Origin of the sequence: Idiomarina aminovorans, assembly GCF_023155095.1 — a bacterium.
Lineage (GTDB): Bacteria > Pseudomonadota > Gammaproteobacteria > Enterobacterales > Alteromonadaceae > Idiomarina > Idiomarina aminovorans.
In genome coordinates, this window is the sequence record NZ_JAKNDA010000006.1 from 186,662 (window position 1) to 207,159 (window position 20,498).

A 20,498-nucleotide genomic window follows, 5' to 3' on the forward strand; every position below is an offset into this window, starting at 1 on the left:
TATGGCGTAGTCTATACTAACTTTATAAATCATTTAACAGGAGAGCTAAGTGAAAGTATTAATGGTACTAACCTCGCACGATAAACTGGGTGACACAGACCATAAAACCGGTTTTTGGGTAGAAGAGTTTGCAGCACCCTATTATATCTTTGCAGACGCGGGTGTGGATATCACTGTGGCTTCGCCTAAAGGTGGAAAACCACCGATTGACCCGAACAGCGCTGCGCCTGATGCGCAAACAGAAGCGACCAAGCGCTTCGACAATGACAAAACGGCACAACAAAAACTCGAAACCACTTGTAAGATTGAAGATGTAGATCCGGAAGGTTTTGACGCAATTTTTTATCCGGGTGGTCACGGACCAATGTGGGATTTAACCAACGATGAACACTCTATAAAGCTGATTGAGCATTTCTGGAGTCGAGGTAAGCCGGTTTCAGCTGTTTGCCATGCGCCAGCGGTGTTATTAAATGCTAAAACTCCCAGCGGAGATGCGATAGTTCAGGGCCGCACGGTTACTGGCTTTAGTAACAGTGAAGAAGCCGCCGTAGAGCTTACAGAAGTGGTTCCTTTTCTGTTAGAGGATGAGCTGACCGCAAAAGGCGGACATTACCGCAAGGTTGATGACTGGCAGGCTTATGCCGTTCAGGACGGTATGTTAATTACCGGTCAGAACCCAGCATCATCAGAGCAGACGGCACAGCGCCTGCTCGATGTTTTAAGAACGAACCTGTAAAACGGGCTTAAAAGCGTCGGCGCCAACTGATGCCGACGCTTGCCTGCTGACCTACTGCCGGTTCAAACGAACGCCCACTTCCCTGATTAACAACAACAGCACCGACGTAATCTTTGTCCGTGATGTTATCAACCCGGGCCCAGATATCCAGCTCACTTTTAGACCACTGCCAATCGCGACTGACAGCAATATCCCAGGTAGTGTAAGACGGGGCAAAGGTGTCGTTCTGATCATTGACCGGCGTTTCATTACGATACTGTCCGGCTAATTGAACCAGCCATTGCTCGGTAGGCTGCCAGTTAAGGCGCAGATACCCCTGGCTTTTTGCCACGCCGGGTAGCTGGTTCCCCTGCAGCGGGCCATCATCAAAGGTTGCGTCTATGTAGCTGTACGATAGCAGCACATCCAGTCGCTGTGTTAGTGCGCCGTTAATGCTCAGCTCAGCCCCTTCGCGAGTGGTCTCTGAGGCATTACGGTAGATTGTGCGACCATCGTTTGACTGATCCACCAGAATTTCGTCTTCGCTTTCAATACCAAAGAAGGCAAAGTGCAGACGCCAGTCGTTAACGAGTTGGTGCTTAATGCCCCACTCCCACTGATTATTGGTTGAGGGCCCCAGCTCCCGGTTCAGGCCGGAGCCCTGGTTGCGGTAAGCCAGTTCGGTCAATGTCGGTGTTTCGAAACCTTGTCCTAAACTGAGGTAAGTGGCTGAAGTTGGCAGAAATTGCCAGGTAACAGAAACGGCTGCGGTGGTTTTGCTAAAGTTGCTGCTGCCGCTGTCGTCAGAATTATCCAGCTCAGTAAAATAATCCTCAACCTCATAATTAATGTCGCTGTAACGAACCCCGCCAGTTGCAGAGAGTTCTTCCGACAGTTGCCATTGAAAACGCAAATAAGCTGAGGTGTTCTCTATCCAGTTGAATTCGTTGCGGCGCAAATTTCCTTTCTCACCATTGTTGTTTACATAACCAAAGCGGTGATCCTGCTGACGTTCTATTTGCGCTCCCAGGGTTGCAGACCCGTTCATTCCGCGTTGACGCCAGCGCACATGCGCCCCTTCAAACTGGCGCGAAACATCAATAACCGCACCAGAACTGGTCGCGTCGTCACCGGCAAATGGCAGGAACTGCTCAATATCGCGGTCACCCTGCCAGAGCGAAATTAAACCTTCACCGCTGTCGCGTTCATGGAACCAGCTCAGCGAACCCTGACGATGATGGATATCTTTGCGGGTATTGAAATCAACGGCCCGTTGCACGGTTTGAGTCGGATCTTCTCGCCAGTCTTGAGGTGTTAATGCGCTAGGGTCCTGTAATAGCGGCGCGTCGTTATTATCGTAGCGGATAATAAAACGATTCTGGTCGTCCCACTGATGATACCAACGCAGCGCCTGTTGTTGGCGTTCGGCGGAGTTATGCCGGCGGGGGCCGTCGGTTTGAAAGTCGGATGCCAGAATTTGCAGTTGTTTAGTATCGGTTGCCCACTGCGCATTAACGTTATAGCGCTGAGTGTCATTTTCGCTGAACTGACCGCCCCACTTCAAAGCTGTTTCAGTGGGTTTGCGACTGAACCACTCAACCACGCCGCCACCGGAATTACCGTATAAAGTGGCTAAAGGACCCCGTAAAACCTCAAGTGAATCAATACTGTCAAGAAAAATACTGGACGTTTGTGCCTGACCGTCCGGCATCGACAACGGAATGCCGTCGACATTGAGCTGCAAGCCTCTGACACCAAAAGCGGCACGTGAACCAAATCCACGAACCACAAGCCGGGTATCCTGCGCGTAATTGTAGCGGTTGTCAGCTTGAATACCCGCAACACCAGCTAATGCATCACCGGCATCAACTTTCATTGAAGGCAGGGTATTTTCCACATTAACCCGGTCGATGCTGGCCGCCGTGGTCAGCCAGGGGGTTTCACCTTGCGTGGCTGTCACTACCACGGTTTCATCCACCTCTGCTGAGTGAACAACGAAAGAGGCCGCCAATAAAGGCAGCCCCGTATCAGTAAGTTTTTTTAATACAGCTGAATACGACATGATTAATCCACCGGTTTTATTTGAATGATGGAGCCATCAGACTCGTCGGTTAGTAAATAAAGGTAACCCTCCGGCCCTTGCTTAATCTGACGAATGCGTGCATCAACGGCATCTTCAAATAAATGTTCCTCGTGCATCACTCGGCCTTCGTATAAGTCCAGACGAGCCACCAGTGAGCTTTTTAAGGCCGCAACAAAAAAATCGCCTTTCCACTCAGGGAAGGCATCGCCGGTGTAAAAGGTCGCTCCGGCTGTGGCTATGGAAGGCACCCAGTAATAAAACGGTTGCTCAGTGCCTTCTTTTATCGCATCTTCACTAATTGTGCCGCCGCCATAGTCAACACCGTAAGTGACTTCCGGCCAGCCGTAATTTTTACCGGCTTGTGGAATGTTCACTTCATCGCCCCCTTGTGGACCATGCTCAACTGACCATAACTTTCCGGTTTCAGGATGAATGTCGGCACCCTGAACATTGCGGTGACCATAAGACCAAATGTCATCCAGTGCGCTGTCGTTGCCAATAAAAGGGTTGTCTTTCGGAATGCTGCCATCGGGCCAGATACGCACAATTTTGCCGTGATGGTTATCCAGTGTCTGAGCATCGTCCATGCGTGAGTAACGGTCGCCTAACGTAATGTACAGGTGTCCTTCAGGAGAAAAAACCAGCCGCGAACCAAAGTGTGCGTTGCTTTCGTATTTTGGTGCCTGACGGAAAATCACTTCTTTGCCGGTAAATTGCTTGTCTTTGAGTTTAGCGCGCATAACGGCTGTGCTGTTACCTTTGCTTCCGTCCTGAGCCGCTTCTGAGTAGCTAATATAAACCCAGTTGTTTTCGTCAAAGTTTGGATCAACCGTTATATCCAGCATACCGCCCTGACTTTTAGCGACTACGCTCGGAGTGCCGCCAATTTTTTCGCGGTAGCTACCGTTAGCCGATACCCAATAGATGTCGCCTGAGCGTTCGGTTACCAAAATGCTTTTATCGGGAAGAAACGCCATACCCCAGGGGTTAGTAAAGCCATCAGCAAAGGTGCTGACGTTAATTTTGTGACGCTCGGTTTCGATATTCTCCGCTGTGGCTGCACCACTTACCGAAACCGCTAACATAGCGGTTAAAATAATTTTTGGATTGAACATACGTCTCTCCTTCTTATTGAATTGTGTTCAGTATACGCCATTCAAAAGAATTTTGATGACACTGCGCTTGATCTGTTTGTCGCTTTGACCGTTAATACGAATATCAGTTACTTAAATGAATTGGACCCCCATGAGCGGCAACGTTTTTAGCACGGATTCCTTACTTGTATTAGCGCAGTGGTTAGCGGCCACTTTTGTATTAGTCATTATTACATTGATTGTGTCTGTCGGCGTTATGTATGTTGTCGACAAAACACAAAGCCGACACACAATCCGTCATAATTATCCTGTTGTTGGACGTTTCCGCTACATATTCGAGCGTATGGGTGAGTTTATGCGCCAATATTTTTTTGCCATGGATCGTGAAGAAATGCCGTTTAACCGGGCTCAGCGCACTTGGGTCTACCGGGCCGCGAAAAATGCAGAGAGAAACGTCGCTTTTGGTTCCACACGAGACTTAAGCCGTACCGGCACCATTATTTTCAGCAACGCGCCCTATCCACCTATGGCGGAGCAGGCTACGTTGCCCGAATCGGTCACCATAGGTCCGTATTGTCAGACTCCATATTCTCCGGTTTCGTATTTTCATATTTCCGGGATGAGTTACGGTGCACTTTCACCGGTTGCGGTTAAGTCGTTATCTCAAGGCGCCGCAAAAGCCGGCTGCTGGCTGAATACCGGCGAAGGTGGTTTATCGCCTTACCACTTAATGGGACATTGCGACATTGTTTTCCAAATGGGAACCGCCAAGTTTGGGGTGCGTGACAAAGAGGGTCGTCTGCATGAAGAGCGTCTGGCGGAGTTAGGTCGTCACGATAATGTAAAAATGTTTGAGATTAAACTGAGTCAGGGGGCCAAGCCTGGTAAGGGTGGGATTTTGCCCGGCGTTAAGGTAAATAAGGAGATTGCTCAAATTCGAGGCATTGTCGAAGGTGAAGACGCCATAAGCCCTAACCGCCATCCCGAGATTAGTAATAACGAAGAATTGCTCGACTTTATAGCAAAGGTACGAAAAATAACCGGTAAGCCTACCGGTTTTAAGTTTGTCATGGGCGATCCCTCCTGGATTGACGAACTCATAGCCTGCATTTTGACCCGGGGCGAAGAATACGCCCCTGACTTTATTACTCTGGATAGCGCCGACGGAGGAACCGGAGCGGCGCCTCAGCCGTTAATGGACTACGTTGGTTTAAGAGTGACCGAAAGCCTGCCTGTGCTTATTGATAAACTGACAGAAGCGGGCTTGCACGGGCGCATCCGGGTGATTGTTTCCGGTAAAATGATTACCCCCGCGGATGTTGCCTGGGCTATTGCTGTAGGGGCTGACTTTGTGACCTCGGCACGGGGTTTTATGTTTTCATTAGGCTGCATTCAGGCTATGCAGTGCAACAACAACACTTGCCCGACCGGAGTGACAACCGATGACCCTAAATTGATGAGAGGGTTAAATCCGGAAAATAAGTCGGTTCGTGCGGCGAATTATCACAAGTATATGGAATATGGGGTCAATATTATTGCGCATTCCTGTGGCGTTACCGATCCACGAAAACTCAACCGTCGTCATGCGCGGGTTATAAAGCCTGACGGCGAGAGTATGAGTCTGGCTGACCGTCATCCATTACCGCCAGCCAGACGCCGTTAGTTTAAGGTGTTGACGGGCAGCAACCTGGCAATTTCTTCGGCTATTTTACGGAAAGTCTGCCGACGACTGGTGGTCGGACGGTAAACCAGGCCGATATCCCGGGACGCTTCCTGCCCGGTAGGTTTTAACGATACCAGCTCGGTATTTTTTAAAATGCCTTTATCAATAGCCATTTGCGGAACGAAGGTAGCGCCTAAACGAGCATCGGCCATTTGCACTAAGCTATGTAAACTGGTGGCGGTAAACGGGTTCATTTTTATCGAATCAGTGAGCTGACAGGCCGCTACCGCATGTCCTGTCATACAATGTTCTTTTTCCAGCAGGAAAATACTGCGAGCGGGCAGCTTATCGTAGTCAACCGGCTCTCCAACCGTTTCTGCCAGTTCTTTGTGTATAACCAGCTTAAATGGGTCCCGACCCAGTATCCATTTTTGATTTCCCTGAATATCCATTGGCAGCGCCAGCAAAAGAATGTCCAATTCGCCGTTGCGCAGGCTGTGCAGTAAATTTTGAGTCGTGTCTTCAGACAACTGCAATAGCAGCTTAGGAAATTTGTCCTGTAAGTTTTTGCTCAGTTCACCGATCACGAACGGAGCTATAGTGGGAATAATGCCGAGCCTTACAGGCCCTTCCATAATATTGCCCTGCCCTTGTGCGTAATGCAGCAACTCTTCCGACGCGCTTATGATGTCCCGCGCCTTCTCCACCGTCTCTTCGCCTAATGCGGTAAAAAGAAACGACTTATGGTCCCGCTCAATAAGCTGGCAGTCGAGTTGTTCCTCCAGGTTTTGAATGCCACTGCTTAGTGTGGACTGGCTGACATTACACTCGGCCGCCGCACGATTAAAGTTTTGTTCCTGATGCAGTGCCAGCAGGTAACTGAGGTTTTTCAGACTGGGTAATTTACTCATAAGTTATCCGTTGCATTGTTTGTAGCGTCATCCGTAGAATTATCCGCTTAATTGGTATTTTCGATTATCATAATTTGTTTTATTCGTTTTATCCAATCTGTTTGCATCCTTACACTAGCTCTTAAATCGTTAAGGAGCGAATAATCTCAAATCCCAATCAAGGAGACTAATTATGTTAACAGTAGGCGATAAACTACCAGAATTTAGCGTGATTTCAGCAAAACCTAAATTCAATATGCCGGAAGAAAATGGCGAAAGTGCTTTTGAAACTATCGATAACAACAGTTTTGAAGGTCAGTGGAAAATCATTTTCTTTTATCCTAAAGATTTCACATTTGTTTGCCCGACTGAAATTGTTGAGTTCGCAAAACTGAACGAAGACTTTGTTGACCGCGATACGGTTGTCATGGGTGGCAGCACCGATAACGAGTTTGTGAAACTGGCATGGCGCCGTGAGCACCCCGATCTTGACCGTCTGAACCAGTACTCTTTTGCTGATGACGGCTCGTTGGTTGATGGCCTGGGCGTTCGTGACAAAACGGAAAACGTTGCTTTGCGTGCAACCTTTATTGTTGATCCGCACAACGTTATCCAGCACGTATCGGTAAACAACCTGAACGTGGGTCGTAACCCGGCAGAAATCGTGCGTATTTTAGACGGTTTACAGACCGATGAGCTGTGTCCTTGCAACCGCGCATTGGGCGGCGACACCCTTTAATTGGTGTCTATTCCCTTAAAATAAGCGCTGATGGCAATGCCATCGGCGCCTGCTTCCCACTTTCACCGAATTTCAGGAGTTACGTATGGCAATTGCAGATTACAAACAGTTATTAGGTGATCACAGTAAAGACACCAAATTAAACCTGTCGAGCTTATTCTCAAACGTTGAGCAGTCGGGTTTAACCAATGACCAGTTCTACGGCACAGCACTCTCGCTGGTTTACACCTTGTCGAACGACGAGCTAACCCAGGCTGTGGAAGAAGAAGCCGAAGGCAAAATTGAAGACAACGTTAAGACCGCCGCAAAAACTGCCGCGTCATTAATGGCAATGAATAATATTTATTATCGCTTCCTGCACTTATCAAGCGATAAACAGTTTTCTAAGCTTCCTGCGGGACTCCGCATGAATGCAATGGCTAACCCGGGTGTCGATAAAGCGGACTTTGAGTTGTTCTCACTGGCGGTATCGGCACTAAACGGCTGTGGCATGTGTATTGATTCACACGTGCAAACTTTGCTGAAGCATGAGGTTTCAGCGCAGGCGATTCAATCGTCAATTAAGTTAGCGGCGGTACTTAATGCAGCCTTAACTGCACGCAAACTGTCGTAACCCTCCTGGGGCTCCCCTTAGCCCTATGCAACCTTTGCCCGTGCCTTTTGGTGCGGGCTTTTTTGTTTTGGTGCTCTTTAATTTATGTCCTACGCTTATAACAGAAGCAAAGGAGGTATTATGTTGAGTATTAATGCAGATCGTTTAAAAAAAACCGTACTTGAATTATCCCGAATTGGCTATAACGAAAGCGACCATGGTGTTTACCGTTGGGGCTTTACCGATGCTGACATGCAAGCACGTCGCTGGATGATGGATCAGGCCAGAGCAGATGGTTTTGAAACCTTTATGGACGGTGCCGGCAATGTGTTTTTTGGTATCGGGGATTACAGTAAGAAACCAGCAATTCTTACCGGTTCGCATTTAGATACGGTTCCGGCGGGTGGTATTTTTGATGGTGCGCTTGGGGTGTTGGCAGGCTTCGAAGTTTTGCGCTCGATCAAAGAAAATGAGATTCAATTAAAGCATCCTGTATGGGTGGTTGGTACGGCAGAGGAGGAAGGCCGGTTTGGTGGCATGATGGGTTCACAGGCCGTTGCCGGCGTGCTTAATCCTGACTGGCTTATGTCCGCTCACGACGCTGACAACATGTACTTAAAGGACGCCATGGCTGAACATGGCATGGATGTTATGAATGCTCTGGATGCCGCCTGGCCACCGGAACGATTAAAAGCTTTTTATGAGCTGCACATTGAGCAGGGGCCGGTGCTTTTTCAAAAAGAACTGACCATTGGCGCTGTAGAGGGTATTTCCGGTGTGTTTAAATGGATAGTTCACTTAAAAGGTCAAGCCGACCATGCAGGTACCGCACCCATGAATATGCGCAGTGATGCTTTTATGGGGCTGGCAGATTTTGCGCACGAAATTGAGCGTATTATTGCCGAGGACGGCACCGATAAAACACGTATTACCGTAGGCAAGGTTGATTTAAAGCCTGGCAGTCCGCACACGGTTCCCGGCGAAGCGGTATTTACGATTGTCGGACGGGATATGAGCTCTGATGTGATGAAAGAGCTAGCAGACTCTTGTAATAAAGCGTTATCAGCCATTGCCCGTAAGCACCGCTTAAAATTTGAATATGAACAAGTCAGTTGGTTAAACCCCCAGGCCTGCTCAGAAAAATTGACAAAACAGATAGAAGAAAAGGCAAAAGCCAGAAAATACTCGTGCCTTAAAATGCCCAGTGGCGCCGGGCACGATGCACAGTTTTTCACTGAAATTACACAGTCCGGGCTTATATTTATCCCGTCTGTGAACGGTGTCAGCCATGCACCAGATGAATGGTCGCACTGGCACGATGTAGAAGCCGGTTGTAACATACTTTTCGATTGTATTATTGATTCAGCCCAGTGAGCTGCGCAGCAGAGTAATATCCGTTATACTGTGCGCACCTCGCCGTGACATTAAGTGGTATTGCTCATGGAACAAAAAGTAACGGTTCAGTCTGCCGATAAAGTTAAAATTCAACGTCCGGACGGAAAAAAGCACAACGATAACTACTCCCCTCGCAGCCGTATTTATGTGCGAGATACTAAAGGTGTGATGGAATATTTTCGTCGTGGTTTTGGCTTTCTTTTACTGGCGGTTTTTGCCCTTATTCCCTGGCTGACCTACCAAGGCGAACAAGCGGTTCTGCTCGATATTATGGAGCAGCGGTTTCGTATCTATGGTTTAACACTTTGGCCGCAGGATTTCACGGTTGTTGCCTGGTTCGCCATTGTAGCCGCCGTTGCCTTGTTTTTTGTGACTACCGTTTTTGGCCGGGTCTGGTGCGGATTTATGTGCCCACAAACCACCTGGACGTTTATTTTCATGTGGTTTGAGAAAAAATTTGAAGGCCCGCACAACAAGCGTATTAAGTTAGATGAGCGCAAAATGGATTTTGACAAGCTGTGGCGCAAAACCGGCAAACAAACCGGCTGGATACTGGTCGCTTTATTAACGTCAATGAGCTTTGTTGGTTACTTTACTGATATAAGCGACCTGTTCGTTAACTTTTTTACTCTGGACGCCGGTTTCTGGGCGACCTTCAGTGTGCTTTTCTTCACGCTCTGTACCTATGGTAATGCCGGCTATATGCGCGAAATCATGTGTACACACATGTGCCCCTACGCTCGCTTCCAGTCCGCGATGTTTGATAAAGATACTTATACCGTGTCGTACGATGCAGAACGTGGTGAACCGCGCGGACCCCGCTCACGCAAAGCTGATCCGGCAGAGAAAGGTTTAGGTCACTGTATTGACTGCTATATGTGCGTACAGGTTTGTCCGACCGGTATCGATATCCGTAATGGCCTGCAATACGAGTGTATTGATTGTGGTGCGTGCATTGATGCCTGTAATGACGTGATGGATAAAATGAATTATCCCAAAGGGCTTATTCGTTTTACCACAGAGCGCAACCTGGCGGCAAAAGACAAAAAGCAGAAAACCAATCCATGGCGAATGAAAAGTATTGGCTATTTTATTATGGTTGTGGCGGTCAGTGCGGTACTGGTATGGGATATTACCAGTCGGGTACCGTTGGAAGTGGACGTATTGCGAGATAGAAATCAGCTATTTAGAGAAAACATTGAAGGCCAAATTGAAAACGTCTTTACCTTAAAGCTGGTGAATAAGTCGCAGCAGGACATGACTTACCGCATAGAAGTTAAAGGGTTTAAGGAGTTCGAGCTGATAGGTGAGTCTACCAAACAGGTTTCAGCCGGTGAGGTTGGCACATTACCGCTAACCTTAGCGGTTCCGCCCTCTTTATTGAAAGAACAAGTCACAGAGTTTTACTTCGTGGTAACAGCGGTTGATAATGCGGATATAACTAATACGCATCAGAGCCGCTTTTTATATGAGTAATCTTACAGAGAACGCGTCAGACTTTGCTTTTCAGGGACTGACGCCGGATCTGGTTGTTAATGCCTTAGAAAGTGTCGGCTTGTATCCCGATTCGGGCTTGCTGGCGCTTAACAGCTATGAAAACCGGGTCTATCAATTCGCGGACGATGACCGCAAACGTTACGTGGCCAAGTTCTACCGGCCTCAGCGCTGGCGCACTGAGCAAATTCAGGAAGAGATTGAGTTTATTGAGGAGCTGGCGCAAGCCGAAATACCGGCTGTGTCTGCTTTGCTATTGCAGGGGAAACGGCTGCACGAATTTGAAGGTTATCGTTTTTGCGTTTACCCGAGTATTGGTGGCCGCGCATTTGAACCCAATGATCTGGATGAACTCGAGCGTCTGGGGCGTCAAATTGGACGAATGCATGCCGTAGCTCAGTCAGGCAAGTTCAAAGTTCGGGAAGCGATAGACTACCAGGGTTTTGTTGAGCAGTCCGTTGCCGAACTTCGGCAGTCTGCTTTATTGCCCGCTGAACTAACCGATGCCTTTTTCGCTATTCTTGATCCCTTAAGTGAGCGCTTACGTTCTACACCGCTACAAGACTTTGATTATCAGCGGCTGCATGGTGACTGCCACATCGGTAATATTCTGCAGTACGAGGACAAGCTGACCTTCGTCGATTTCGATGACTGTCGTTCAGGGCCTGCGGTGCAGGACTTATGGATGATGCTGAATGGTTCGCATCAGGAGCAGACGCTACAGATGGATGCCATGTTGACTGGCTATGAAGATTTCTGCGAATTTGATACCGCGCAGTTGATATTAATTGAACCTTTGCGCAGTTTTAGAATCATTCAATATATGGCATGGTTATCTCGTCGGTGGCAAGATAGTGCTTTTCAAAGAGCGTTCCCCTGGTTTGCAGAAAGCCGTTATTGGGAACAACAGATTCTGGCATTGAAAGAACAGCTAGCGGGACTGGATGAAGCGCCGCTGAACCTGGGTTTTAATGGATAGTTTTAACGGTTAGTTTAAATAGATAGCTTTAACAGATAACAGGAAATGATGATGAAAAAGTGGTTAATGGGTTTTGCCGGAGCATTAATGGTAGCAACAGGTTTTGCTCAGGCTCAGGACTTTGAAGAAGGTGTTCACTATGAAGTAATAGCTGACGAAGCCACCAGCAAGCCGGAAATTACTGAGTTCTTCTCATTTTACTGTGTTCATTGTTATCGGTTTGAACCTATTGCAAAAGAAATGAAGTCGGCATACCCGGACGCTTTTCAAAAGGCGCATGTGTCCTTCATCAGCCCTCGCGGTAACGTGGGTGAGACCATGACTCAGGCTTTTGTGGTTGCGCAAAAGTTAGATAAAGAAGAACAGATTGCAGCGGCTATTTTTGATTATAACTTCAATAAAAATAGTATGCTGACCAGCAAAGAAGACATTCGTAATGTGTTTATCGTGAACGATGTCTCGGGTGACGAGTTTGATAAAACGATGGGCAGTTTTAGTGTCCGCGCTGCGGCGGCTAAGATGGATCGCCGGGCAAGTAACTTAGGGGTTAACGCAACACCAACCTTTATCGTAAACGGCAAGTATCAAATGCTGCCACAGGGTTTCCGTGACAGCGATAACTTCCTTGAAGACTTCTCTGAATTAGCCGGTTACTTGTTAGAAAAGTAACTCAGGGTTCTGGTTTATACTGACAATAGGCGCTTTCTTCACTCTGGGAGAAGGCGTGATTGTTATTTAAATATTGGTAGTTTTTCAGCCCAAAGTCCGGCATTACACTGTATAAATACTCCACAATAGAACTCTGCACGGCCTCGTATTTCATCCATTCTGTTTGTTTGCAAAAGGCGTAGATTTCCAGCGGTAAACCCGCAGCGGTGGGCTGCATCAGGCGTGCCATAAGAGTCAGATCGTCACGTACCTGTTTGTGGTTTCTTAAGTAATTGTCCGTAAATACTCTAAAGGCCGTTAAATTGCTGACGGGCTTATCCAGTTCATTCTTTTCCAGCCAGTCGTCAACCGATTGATCAAAGTACTTTGTAGCCAGCTCTTCCAACTGTTCGTCGGAAAGTAGTTTGGAGCTGTCCAGGTCAATCATCAGTGAACGACGCATGCGTCGACCACCGGTATTGACCATACCTTGCCAATTTTTAAAAGACTCGTGAATTAAAACGTAGGTGGGTAAGTAAACAATGGTTTTATCCCAGTTTTCAATCTTTACGGAAATAAGCCCCACTTCCTGAACGGTGCCATCAACACCGTGATCAGGCAACTCAATCCAGTCTCCTATAGCAACCATGCGGTTGGTTGCCAGCTGTACCCCGGCAACGAAGCCCATTAGGGTGTCCCGGAAAACCACCATCAGAATAGCCGTCATAGCACCAAAGCCACTGAGCAGGTACATAGGAGACTTGTTCATAATAATAGCGATAGTAATGATGATAGCCATAAGTACCAGTATCAGCTTTGCCACCTGAATAACACCGGTAATAGGCACTTCCCGAGCTTTATAAGTGTAGTCATAGGCAATGGAAACAACGTTAGCTAAAGCGGTGAGAATACTGGTTATTACCCAGGTTAAGTAAATACCAACTACGATGCGTAAAGGGGATTGCCAGCTTTCAAAATCATCAATAAATAAAACAGGGATAAAACTGTGTATAACGACAACCGGAGCCAGGTTGGCACAGCGTTTAAAAAGACCGCTGTTAACCAGTGACTTATACCAACGTTCAGGTGCCCTTTGTAGCAGCCGCTCTATAGCATGATCGATAAGCCAACGTGCGATAGCGTAAGCAAGGTAGCAGCCAATTAAAACCAGTAACGAACTGATGGCCAGACTCAGTTCCTGTAAATTGCTTTCAAGACCTAATTTTTCTAGCCACTCTTTTACAAACTCAAAGTCCATTATAAAACTCCCTTAGCGGGTGCTGTGAATTTCCTTACGCATTGACTCTATGGTTTCGTCCTTTTCCTGCCAGCGCTTATTCAACCATTCCTGAAAATGCGCTCTGAAGGCTTCATCACTGGCGTAATCGCCAATTAAGTCGTCGGTAATGGGTAATGTCTTTATATCAACATAAACGTTTTTTAGCTGTCCGCTTAGTAAATGCCAGACAACAGGCCGCTTATTATTACCAGGGTAGACAATGGTAATGTCCAGAATAGCTTCAAACTGACTCCCCATAATTTGCAGTGAAAAAGCGGTGCCTCCGGCTTTGGGAGGAAGCAGGTTTTTAAAAGAGCTGTGCTTTTTCTTATGTTTTTCCGGAGTAAAACGTGTGCCCTCGCAGAAATTCACCACGGTTGTGGGAATGTGGCGAAACTTAGCGCAGGAACGCGTCGTGGTGGTGATGTCTTTACCTTTTAAATGCGGTTTCTTCTGTAAAAGCTCTTTGGAGTAACGTTTCATAAAGGGCATATCCAGTACCCAGCAACCCCAGCCAATAATAGGTATCCACATAAGCTGAGACTTTAAAAAGAAGCGCGGCATTGGCATGTGGCGACGGGTCAGGTGCATCAATACTGCGACATCGACCCAGCTACGATGATTCGCCATAACCATATACCAGCCATTTTCATGGATATCGAGATCGCCTTTGATGTGCCATTCCGTACGCTGAGTTAACTGAAACATCATCGACATGCAATAGGCCCAAACTCGAAATAAGCCATTGCCTAAGCGAGAGCAAATACGTTGAGGCGTTTTAAAAGGCAGTAAAATCTTAAACACGCCGACACCAATAATTGAAGCTCCAATAATAGCGGTGGTGCTCATTCCCCATAAAAGATTAATAACGATTCGGAAAGGAATCAGTATCAATGTCAGCATATTACCCTACTTTAACTGAAAAAAATGACACGAATCATAACTGAAGCGAGTAATGATGTCTGTTGCTAACCCGTAAAAATTAATGATACTGTATATATGTACAGTATTGGAGGTGTTATGCAGACAAAGCTTCAGACCCTTATTCAACAAGGTCTTGTTTGGCATGGTCAGGTTACAGACAGCCAGACGCCGACGCTAAGCACAGGTTTTCAGCAGTTGGACAGGGCTCTTGGTGGGGGCTGGCAATATCCCGGGTTGCATGAATGGCAGTTGCAGACGGCTTTTTCCGAACAAGCGCTATTATTGCCTTTGGTACAGCAGGCTGTACAAAAAAAGCAGTCTGTTTTTTGGGTAAACCCACCGGCCTGGCTGTCGGCAGCTGGCCTGCATTATTATGGGCTTAATGAATCCATGCAGGTGGTTATTCAAACTCAGGCTGAAAAATCGGCCTGGGCTTTTGAGCAAGTACTGCAAACCAAGAACTCTCTGGCTTTGGGTTGGTTTGGCCAAAAAGCCGCGACAGCTCAATGTGTCCGCCGTTGGCATAAAGCGGCCCAGACCGGACAAATGGGTGTAGTTTTGACTGACCCGGCTTTAAACCAAGAAGCCCGGGCTTACTCTAACCGTATACGCTTAAAACTGTCTGAAGCGGGTGTCATGCTCGACGTATTAAAGCGCAAAGTCGGCTGGCCACTGGAAAATGTTGTGCTGAACTAATGTGGTTATATTGTCACTTTCCACAATTACTACTGGATAACCGTGTTCGGTTACAGCCGGACACCAATACCCTTCCTCTGGCGCTTTATCAGTTACAGGGCAGTCAGTCTGTTATTGTGCAATGCAACGCTTTGGCGCAGGAGTCTGGAGTACAACCACACATTCAGACGGTTATGGCAATATCGCTTTGTGAGCAACTGCAGCTGATTGAGTATGTTCCGGAGCGTGAACAGCAAGTGCTGCAACAGTTAGCTACCCGGCTGTATCAATGGGCTGCAAAGTTAATTCTATACTCCCCAAAAGGTATCGCCATTGAGTTGAATAGTTTGAGTCAGCTGTATGGAGGACTCAATGCGACATTAGAAACTCTGTCTCGTGAAGTCCGGGTGTTACCGTTGACTGTTCAGTTCGCTGTAGCGTCTAACCCTTTAGCCGCAAAGCTGCTTGCTGAATACGAGGGGTCGGCTTCGCTAAGCCCTGAAGATTCCTCTGCGCGGCTGAAGCTGTTACCCATTAGTGCCGCCGGGTTAAGCACAAAAGTACAGAAACACTGTCAAGCAGCGGGCTTTCGCCAGTTGGGCGAACTGATGCAGTTGCCCGGATCTGAAGTTGGCCGTCAACTGGGTCTGGACACGCTATTGCACCTGGAGCAACTACAGGGCCGAAAACAGCAGAGTTACGACTTTTTCATGCCACCTGAAAGCTTTCAACAAAGCCTGGATTTAGTGACAGAAATTCCGTATTGGCAAGGTTTGTTGTTCCCGCTAAAAAGACTGTTCGGGGAGCTGGAGGACTTTCTTTATCAACGGCAAAAGGTGATACAGCAGGTTGATATTGAATTGCTTCATCGAAATGCGCCCCCTTCTGTTATTTCGGTGTCTCTGGCGGGGCCCGGGTGGCGTGGCCAGAATTTTTTGTCGTTACTGCAGTTAAAAATGGAATCCACGCCTTTGCCAGAGCCGGTTATAGAGATTAAGTTGCAAGCCAGTGAGCTACTGAATTCTGAGCAGCACACTAGTCACTTTTTCGGAGCTCAGCAGTATCGGCATGAAACGTTGTCGCTTATTGGTCGGTTGCAGGCAAAGCTAGGCAACCCGGCGGTGTTTTCTCCGGCAATGAATGATGATCCTCGGCCGGGGAATAATGAATTTCCCCGACCGGCAGGTGAAAAACCTCCGGCTTTATCATCAGCACTCAAACGCCCGCTCTGGTTACTACGTCCTGCAGAGCTTACCTCAATAGATTTATGGCAGTTACGTCACGGGCCTGAACGAAAAGTCTGTGGTTGGTGGGATGCCGGCGAGGTTGAACGGGATTATTGGATCGCACAAGACAAACACCGGCGTTTGGGCTGGCTTTATTACGAGTCCGGGCAGTGGTATTTACAGGGGTGGTTCAGCTGATATGTCGAAAGCTTTTTCTGTCAAAGTACGTGTATGAAAAAACAGTTCGCTGAACTACACAGTTTAAGCCATTACAGCTTTTTGCGTTCTGCGGCCTCACCGGAGGCGCTGCTGAACAGGGCTGATGAGCTAGGCTATGCTGCTATAGCCATAACTGACGAATGTTCTGTTGCCGGTATTGTAAAAGCTTATCAAGCGTCAAAAGAACGGCGCATTAAGCTGATTGTCGGCAGCGAGTTTCGGGTTACAGACGTAGGGACTTTTGTCTTACTTGCGCCAACTCGTGAAGCTTATGCGCAGCTTTGCAAAAAAATTACGCTGTTTCGTAGCCGCAGTGAAAAAGGCCATTATGAGGCCAATGTTGATGATTTTTTTGATGGTCTTTCTCAGTGTTTTTTATTGTGGCAGCCCGACTTTGAGCAAGCACAGCTCATGGCGATTGGAGAAAAGCTCAAGTCGGTATGGCGGCAGCGCTTTTGGCTCTTATACGAACGCCATTATCAGGCTGAAGATGAACTTACTTTTCAGGCTGTAACCGAATTACAACAGGCTCTTAAAGTGACAGTGACCTGCGCTGGCGGCGCATGTATGACAACCACAGAGCAACAGCCTTTATATGACATTCTCAATGCGATTCAGCAGGGAGGATCTTTAGTCCATCAGCCGGGTTTAGCCAGCAACAACGCGGAGCATCACCTGCGCAGTTTAAGTGAGCTGCAGCAGTGCTACCCGCAAAAATGGCTCTCAGAAAGTTTGGTTATTGCGAAGCAGTGCCAATTTTGTTTATCAGAGCTTCGCTATGAGTACCCTGCCGAACTGGTTCCTGAAGGTATGAGTGCTTCTGAGCATTTAAAACAGTTAACAGAGCAAGGTGCGCATTGGCGTTACCCTGAGGGGGTGCCTGCGTCAATAAAAGCTCTTTATTTAAAAGAGCTCAGGCTGATAAAAGAACAAAGCTATGAGCCTTTCTTTTTAACCATTCACGACTTAGTTCGTTTTGCCCGTGAGCAAGGTATCTTGTTTCAGGGGCGCGGGTCCGCAGCAAATTCCGTTGTTTGTTATTGCCTGGGCATTACTGCGGTTAACCCGACGCAGATTCAGGTGTTGTTTGAACGCTTCATTTCTAAGGAGCGAAATGAGCCGCCGGATATCGATGTGGATTTTGAGCACGAGCGCCGCGAAGAGATCATTCAGTATATTTATCGAAAATATGGGCGGCAGCGAGCTGCATTGGCTGCAACGGTTATTACCTATCGCTTTAAAAGCGCCTTTCGTGATGTCGGCAAAGCTCTGGGTTTTAGTGAGCAGCAGTTGCAGTATTACCGCAGTAATTTAGACACACGTGATAAAGAGCAAAGCTGGCAGCAACAATTAGCGCAGCAGCATCCGGAGGTTGCAAACTCCTTACGGGGCCGGCATCTTTTGCATTTTACCGGACAATTGATGGGCACGCCTCGTCATTTGTCTCAGCATGTCGGCGGCTTTGTCATTGCTGCCGATGAGTTATCACGACTGGTGCCTTTAGAGAATGCTTCTATGGCAGACCGAACCGTTATTCAGTGGGACAAGACAGACCTCGAAAGCCTGGGCTTATTAAAAGTGGATGTGCTGGCGCTGGGTATGTTAACTGCTCTGCGGAAAATGCTGGCGCTTATTAACTCGCGCTATAAACAGCAACTGACCATGGCAACCATTCCGCAGGAAGACAGCCGAGTTTATCAACAGCTACAAACCGCCGACTCTATGGGAATCTTTCAGATAGAGTCCCGCGCGCAAATGAATATGCTGCCACGGTTAAAGCCAAAAACTTTTTACGACCTGGTTATTCAAATTGCGATTGTTCGGCCCGGGCCTATACAGGGCGACATGGTACATCCTTTTTTACGTCGCCGTGCGGGGCTGGAAGCGGTGGACTACCCCAGTAATGAAGTCAAATCGGTATTAGAAAGAACACTGGGCGTGCCGATTTTTCAGGAACAAGTTATTAAGTTAGCTATGGTTGCGGCTGGTTTTAGCGGTGGCGAGGCTGACCAGCTCCGCCGGGCAATGGCCTCATGGGGGCAAAACGGACATTTAACCCGTTTTGAAGACAAACTCATTAACGGCATGTTGGAACGGGGCTATAAACAAGAGTTTGCCGAGCGACTGTTCCGGCAAATTTGTGGCTTTGGGCAATATGGCTTTCCCGAATCACACTCTGCCAGTTTTGCCAACCTGGCCTATGTATCAGCCTGGTTTAAGACGTATCACCCCGCCGCTTTTTACGTGGGCCTGCTCAACAGTTTACCTATGGGATTTTATTCGGCGTCTCAATTAGTACAAGATGCTCAGCGCCACGGCGTGACGTTTCTGCCGGCGGATATTAACGTCAGCAATTGGGATTATTACTGGCTACCCAAACAAAGTACAGGCTCTGAGGAAACTGTGCGCATGGGGCTAAGACAAATTCAGGGCCTGTCAGAAACGCGAGTAAAACAGGCGCTGAGCCAAAGGCCGCAAACCGGCTTCACCAGCATGCACGAGTTACGACAGACTGGATTGCGGGATTCAGATATTAATGCCCTGGCCCGTGCCGATGCATTACAAAGCATTGCCGGACACCGGCATCAGGCGCACTGGCAAAGTCTGTCTATGAGTGATCAGCAAATGCCGCTGTTTGCGAATATTAAGGACCGCCCTGCCCGTCAATTACCAGCGCCGGATGAGCCAGACAACATAAAAGCCGATTACGAATCCACGGGCCTGACCTTAGGTCGCCATCCTTTAGCCTTACTGAGGAATCACCCCGAATTAAAAAACTGTGTTATGGCCAGTGACCTGATAACCTGCCGGTCAGGACAGGTACTCACGCTGGCGGGGTTAGTTACCTGCCGTCAGAGGCCTGGCACCGGTAGCGGCGTCACCTTTTTAACGTTAGAAGATGAAAGCGGAAACAGTAATGTGGTGGTATGGGCGCACACCGCTCGGCAATTTCGACAATGCTTCTTAACCAGCAACTTACTTTGGGTCAAAGGTATTGTCGAAATTCATGACGGTGTCGTACATGTTATTGCAGGCCGGCTAAAGGACTTATCCGGCCTGTTGAGCTTCTCGCGACTGGAAAGCCGCCGTTTTCATTAAGCTTCCTTTAATTTAAGAAACCGGACTGACTTGTAAAAGGTAGTCGTCTTTTAAATCCACATAGTTTTGCGCGGATTGGCTTAAAAAGCTTGTTTCACCACTATTAAGGCGTCGTTTCTTTTCAACCGGGCTGCCGACATATAAATAGCCGCTCTCTAATCGTTTGCCCGGAGGTACTAAGCTACCCGCTCCAATAATGACATCGTCTTCGACAACCACATTATCCATTATGACTGCTGACATACCGACCAATATGCGATCACCCAGTTTGCAGCCATGCAACATACAGTGGTGCCCTACCGTGACTTCATCACCGATAACTAGCGGGTGGCCCTCGGGGTTGGCGCTGGATTTTCGGGTAACATGAAGAACGGTACCGTCCTGAATGTTACTGCGCTTACCAATCGTAATACGGTTAACGTCACCTCTTGCTGAAACCATCGGCCATACGCTGCTGTCATCGCCGATGGTAATATTACCGACAATGACTGAGCTGGGGTCTAAATAAACGCGCTCCCCGATAACGGGTTCATATTCACAGTAGCTCCGGATATCTGCCATAAGTGTACTCCTGAGTAAAAAAGCTGTTACGGCCTTTATAGCAGATACAGAATAAGAGGTCATGTCTGGCCTTAGTTTGGCGAGAAAACCACCGTGTTGCTGAAACTTTCCGCAGTCAGTGAGAAAACAGTTAAAAAGGCATGAAAAGCGCTTGACGGGGCGAGTTAAATCCCTAAAATACGCCCCACGTTCGAGGCAGGCAACGAAGCCGCCAAAAACAGAC

The 20,498-nt window shown here is 47.8% G+C and carries 17 protein-coding genes; 11 read left to right on the forward strand and 6 right to left on the reverse strand.

Annotated features, from left to right (window positions below; translation table 11 throughout):
* The first annotated feature begins 49 nt into the window (after nt 1-49).
* Nucleotides 50-736 (forward strand): type 1 glutamine amidotransferase domain-containing protein, encoded by a 687-nt coding sequence (locus L8G48_RS12000; RefSeq protein ID WP_248264849.1) that lies wholly within the window; start codon nt 50-52, stop codon nt 734-736.
* A gap of 7 nt (nt 737-743) precedes the next feature.
* Here L8G48_RS12000 and L8G48_RS12005 read toward each other — a convergent pair whose 3' ends face one another.
* Complete coding sequence (locus L8G48_RS12005; protein WP_248264850.1) at nt 744-2,777, reverse strand: TonB-dependent receptor family protein; 2,034 nt, start codon at nt 2,775-2,777, stop codon at nt 744-746.
* Nucleotides 2,778-2,779: 2 nt separating this feature from the next.
* A complete protein-coding gene (locus tag L8G48_RS12010) occupies nt 2,780-3,913 on the reverse strand; it encodes a PQQ-dependent sugar dehydrogenase (RefSeq protein WP_248264851.1) in 1,134 nt (377 codons plus the stop codon).
* 130 nt (nt 3,914-4,043) lie between these two features.
* Here L8G48_RS12010 and L8G48_RS12015 point away from each other — a divergent pair, with 130 nt between their 5' ends.
* Entirely contained in the window at nt 4,044-5,555 is a 1,512-nt protein-coding gene (locus L8G48_RS12015) for an FMN-binding glutamate synthase family protein (RefSeq protein ID WP_248264869.1), read from the forward strand.
* On the opposite strand, the gene L8G48_RS12020 is transcribed toward L8G48_RS12015, so the two are convergent.
* A complete protein-coding gene (locus L8G48_RS12020; protein ID WP_248264852.1) occupies nt 5,552-6,466 on the reverse strand; it encodes a hydrogen peroxide-inducible genes activator in 915 nt (304 codons plus the stop codon). The two genes, L8G48_RS12015 and L8G48_RS12020, sit on opposite strands and share 4 nt — an antisense overlap.
* A 172-nt stretch (nt 6,467-6,638) precedes the next feature.
* Between L8G48_RS12020 and L8G48_RS12025 the strand changes: the two genes are divergently transcribed.
* The 6 genes from L8G48_RS12025 (at nt 6,639) to L8G48_RS12050 (ending at nt 12,313) form a co-directional block, all read left to right on the forward strand.
* Complete coding sequence (locus L8G48_RS12025; RefSeq protein ID WP_248264853.1) at nt 6,639-7,184, forward strand: peroxiredoxin; 546 nt, start codon at nt 6,639-6,641, stop codon at nt 7,182-7,184.
* Between the two features lie 85 nt (nt 7,185-7,269).
* Nucleotides 7,270-7,797: a carboxymuconolactone decarboxylase family protein gene (locus tag L8G48_RS12030; protein ID WP_248264854.1), complete on the forward strand. Its 528-nt coding sequence runs from the start codon at nt 7,270-7,272 to the stop codon at nt 7,795-7,797.
* Between the two features lie 120 nt (nt 7,798-7,917).
* Nucleotides 7,918-9,150, forward strand: a complete 1,233-nt coding sequence (locus L8G48_RS12035) for a Zn-dependent hydrolase (RefSeq protein WP_248264855.1) — start codon at nt 7,918-7,920, stop codon at nt 9,148-9,150.
* Between the two features lie 66 nt (nt 9,151-9,216).
* Nucleotides 9,217-10,647, forward strand: coding sequence for a cytochrome c oxidase accessory protein CcoG (gene ccoG / locus L8G48_RS12040; RefSeq protein WP_248264856.1), 1,431 nt, complete (start codon nt 9,217-9,219; stop codon nt 10,645-10,647).
* The gene (locus L8G48_RS12045) at nt 10,640-11,644 is read left to right on the forward strand and encodes a serine/threonine protein kinase (protein WP_248264857.1); all 1,005 of its coding nucleotides are present in this window, start codon (nt 10,640-10,642) and stop codon (nt 11,642-11,644) included. The genes ccoG and L8G48_RS12045 overlap by 8 nt, the downstream gene beginning before the upstream one ends.
* 51 nt (nt 11,645-11,695) lie before the next feature.
* On the forward strand, nt 11,696-12,313 hold the full coding sequence (locus tag L8G48_RS12050) for a thiol:disulfide interchange protein DsbA/DsbL (protein ID WP_248264858.1): 618 nt from the start codon (nt 11,696-11,698) through the stop codon (nt 12,311-12,313).
* 1 nt (nt 12,314) lies between these two features.
* Here the strand turns inward: L8G48_RS12050 and L8G48_RS12055 are convergent, their stop codons facing one another.
* Together L8G48_RS12055 and yihG are read right to left on the reverse strand one after the other, a co-directional pair.
* Nucleotides 12,315-13,550, reverse strand: coding sequence for a mechanosensitive ion channel family protein (locus tag L8G48_RS12055; RefSeq protein ID WP_248264859.1), 1,236 nt, complete (start codon nt 13,548-13,550; stop codon nt 12,315-12,317).
* Between the two features lie 12 nt (nt 13,551-13,562).
* Nucleotides 13,563-14,474 carry a 1-acylglycerol-3-phosphate O-acyltransferase, YihG family gene (gene yihG, locus L8G48_RS12060; RefSeq protein ID WP_248264860.1) on the reverse strand — a complete coding sequence of 304 codons (912 nt, stop codon included), beginning with the start codon at nt 14,472-14,474 and terminating at the stop codon, nt 13,563-13,565.
* Nucleotides 14,475-14,591: 117 nt separating this feature from the next.
* On the opposite strand from yihG, the gene L8G48_RS12065 reads away from it, so the two are divergent.
* From L8G48_RS12065 to L8G48_RS12075, 3 genes are read left to right on the forward strand one after another with little or no spacing between them, the layout of a single operon-like run.
* The gene (locus tag L8G48_RS12065; protein WP_248264861.1) at nt 14,592-15,191 is read left to right on the forward strand and encodes an ImuA family protein; all 600 of its coding nucleotides are present in this window, start codon (nt 14,592-14,594) and stop codon (nt 15,189-15,191) included.
* Nucleotides 15,191-16,594: a Y-family DNA polymerase gene (locus tag L8G48_RS12070; protein ID WP_248264862.1), complete on the forward strand. Its 1,404-nt coding sequence runs from the start codon at nt 15,191-15,193 to the stop codon at nt 16,592-16,594. Before L8G48_RS12065 ends, L8G48_RS12070 begins: the two co-directional genes overlap by 1 nt.
* A 33-nt stretch (nt 16,595-16,627) precedes the next feature.
* The gene (locus L8G48_RS12075; RefSeq protein ID WP_248264863.1) at nt 16,628-19,714 is read left to right on the forward strand and encodes an error-prone DNA polymerase; all 3,087 of its coding nucleotides are present in this window, start codon (nt 16,628-16,630) and stop codon (nt 19,712-19,714) included.
* A gap of 12 nt (nt 19,715-19,726) precedes the next feature.
* On the opposite strand, the gene L8G48_RS12080 is transcribed toward L8G48_RS12075, so the two are convergent.
* On the reverse strand, nt 19,727-20,275 hold the full coding sequence (locus L8G48_RS12080) for a gamma carbonic anhydrase family protein (protein WP_248264864.1): 549 nt from the start codon (nt 20,273-20,275) through the stop codon (nt 19,727-19,729).
* Between the last annotated feature and the right edge of the window lie 223 nt (nt 20,276-20,498).

Bases quoted from the DNA above. Each gene is read 5' to 3' on its own strand.
- L8G48_RS12005 (WP_248264850.1), bottom strand. From the start codon at position 2,777: ATGTCGTATTCAGCTGTATTAAAAAAACTTACTGATACGGGGCTGCCT.
- L8G48_RS12010 (WP_248264851.1), bottom strand. From the start codon at position 3,913: ATGTTCAATCCAAAAATTATTTTAACCGCTATGTTAGCGGTTTCGGTA.
- L8G48_RS12015 (WP_248264869.1), top strand. From the start codon at position 4,044: ATGAGCGGCAACGTTTTTAGCACGGATTCCTTACTTGTATTAGCGCAG.
- L8G48_RS12020 (WP_248264852.1), bottom strand. From the start codon at position 6,466: ATGAGTAAATTACCCAGTCTGAAAAACCTCAGTTACCTGCTGGCACTG.
- L8G48_RS12025 (WP_248264853.1), top strand. From the start codon at position 6,639: ATGTTAACAGTAGGCGATAAACTACCAGAATTTAGCGTGATTTCAGCA.
- L8G48_RS12030 (WP_248264854.1), top strand. From the start codon at position 7,270: ATGGCAATTGCAGATTACAAACAGTTATTAGGTGATCACAGTAAAGAC.
- L8G48_RS12035 (WP_248264855.1), top strand. From the start codon at position 7,918: ATGTTGAGTATTAATGCAGATCGTTTAAAAAAAACCGTACTTGAATTA.
- ccoG (WP_248264856.1), top strand. From the start codon at position 9,217: ATGGAACAAAAAGTAACGGTTCAGTCTGCCGATAAAGTTAAAATTCAA.
- L8G48_RS12045 (WP_248264857.1), top strand. From the start codon at position 10,640: ATGAGTAATCTTACAGAGAACGCGTCAGACTTTGCTTTTCAGGGACTG.
- L8G48_RS12050 (WP_248264858.1), top strand. From the start codon at position 11,696: ATGAAAAAGTGGTTAATGGGTTTTGCCGGAGCATTAATGGTAGCAACA.
- L8G48_RS12055 (WP_248264859.1), bottom strand. From the start codon at position 13,550: ATGGACTTTGAGTTTGTAAAAGAGTGGCTAGAAAAATTAGGTCTTGAA.
- yihG (WP_248264860.1), bottom strand. From the start codon at position 14,474: ATGCTGACATTGATACTGATTCCTTTCCGAATCGTTATTAATCTTTTA.
- L8G48_RS12065 (WP_248264861.1), top strand. From the start codon at position 14,592: ATGCAGACAAAGCTTCAGACCCTTATTCAACAAGGTCTTGTTTGGCAT.
- L8G48_RS12070 (WP_248264862.1), top strand. From the start codon at position 15,191: ATGTGGTTATATTGTCACTTTCCACAATTACTACTGGATAACCGTGTT.
- L8G48_RS12075 (WP_248264863.1), top strand. From the start codon at position 16,628: ATGAAAAAACAGTTCGCTGAACTACACAGTTTAAGCCATTACAGCTTT.
- L8G48_RS12080 (WP_248264864.1), bottom strand. From the start codon at position 20,275: ATGGCAGATATCCGGAGCTACTGTGAATATGAACCCGTTATCGGGGAG.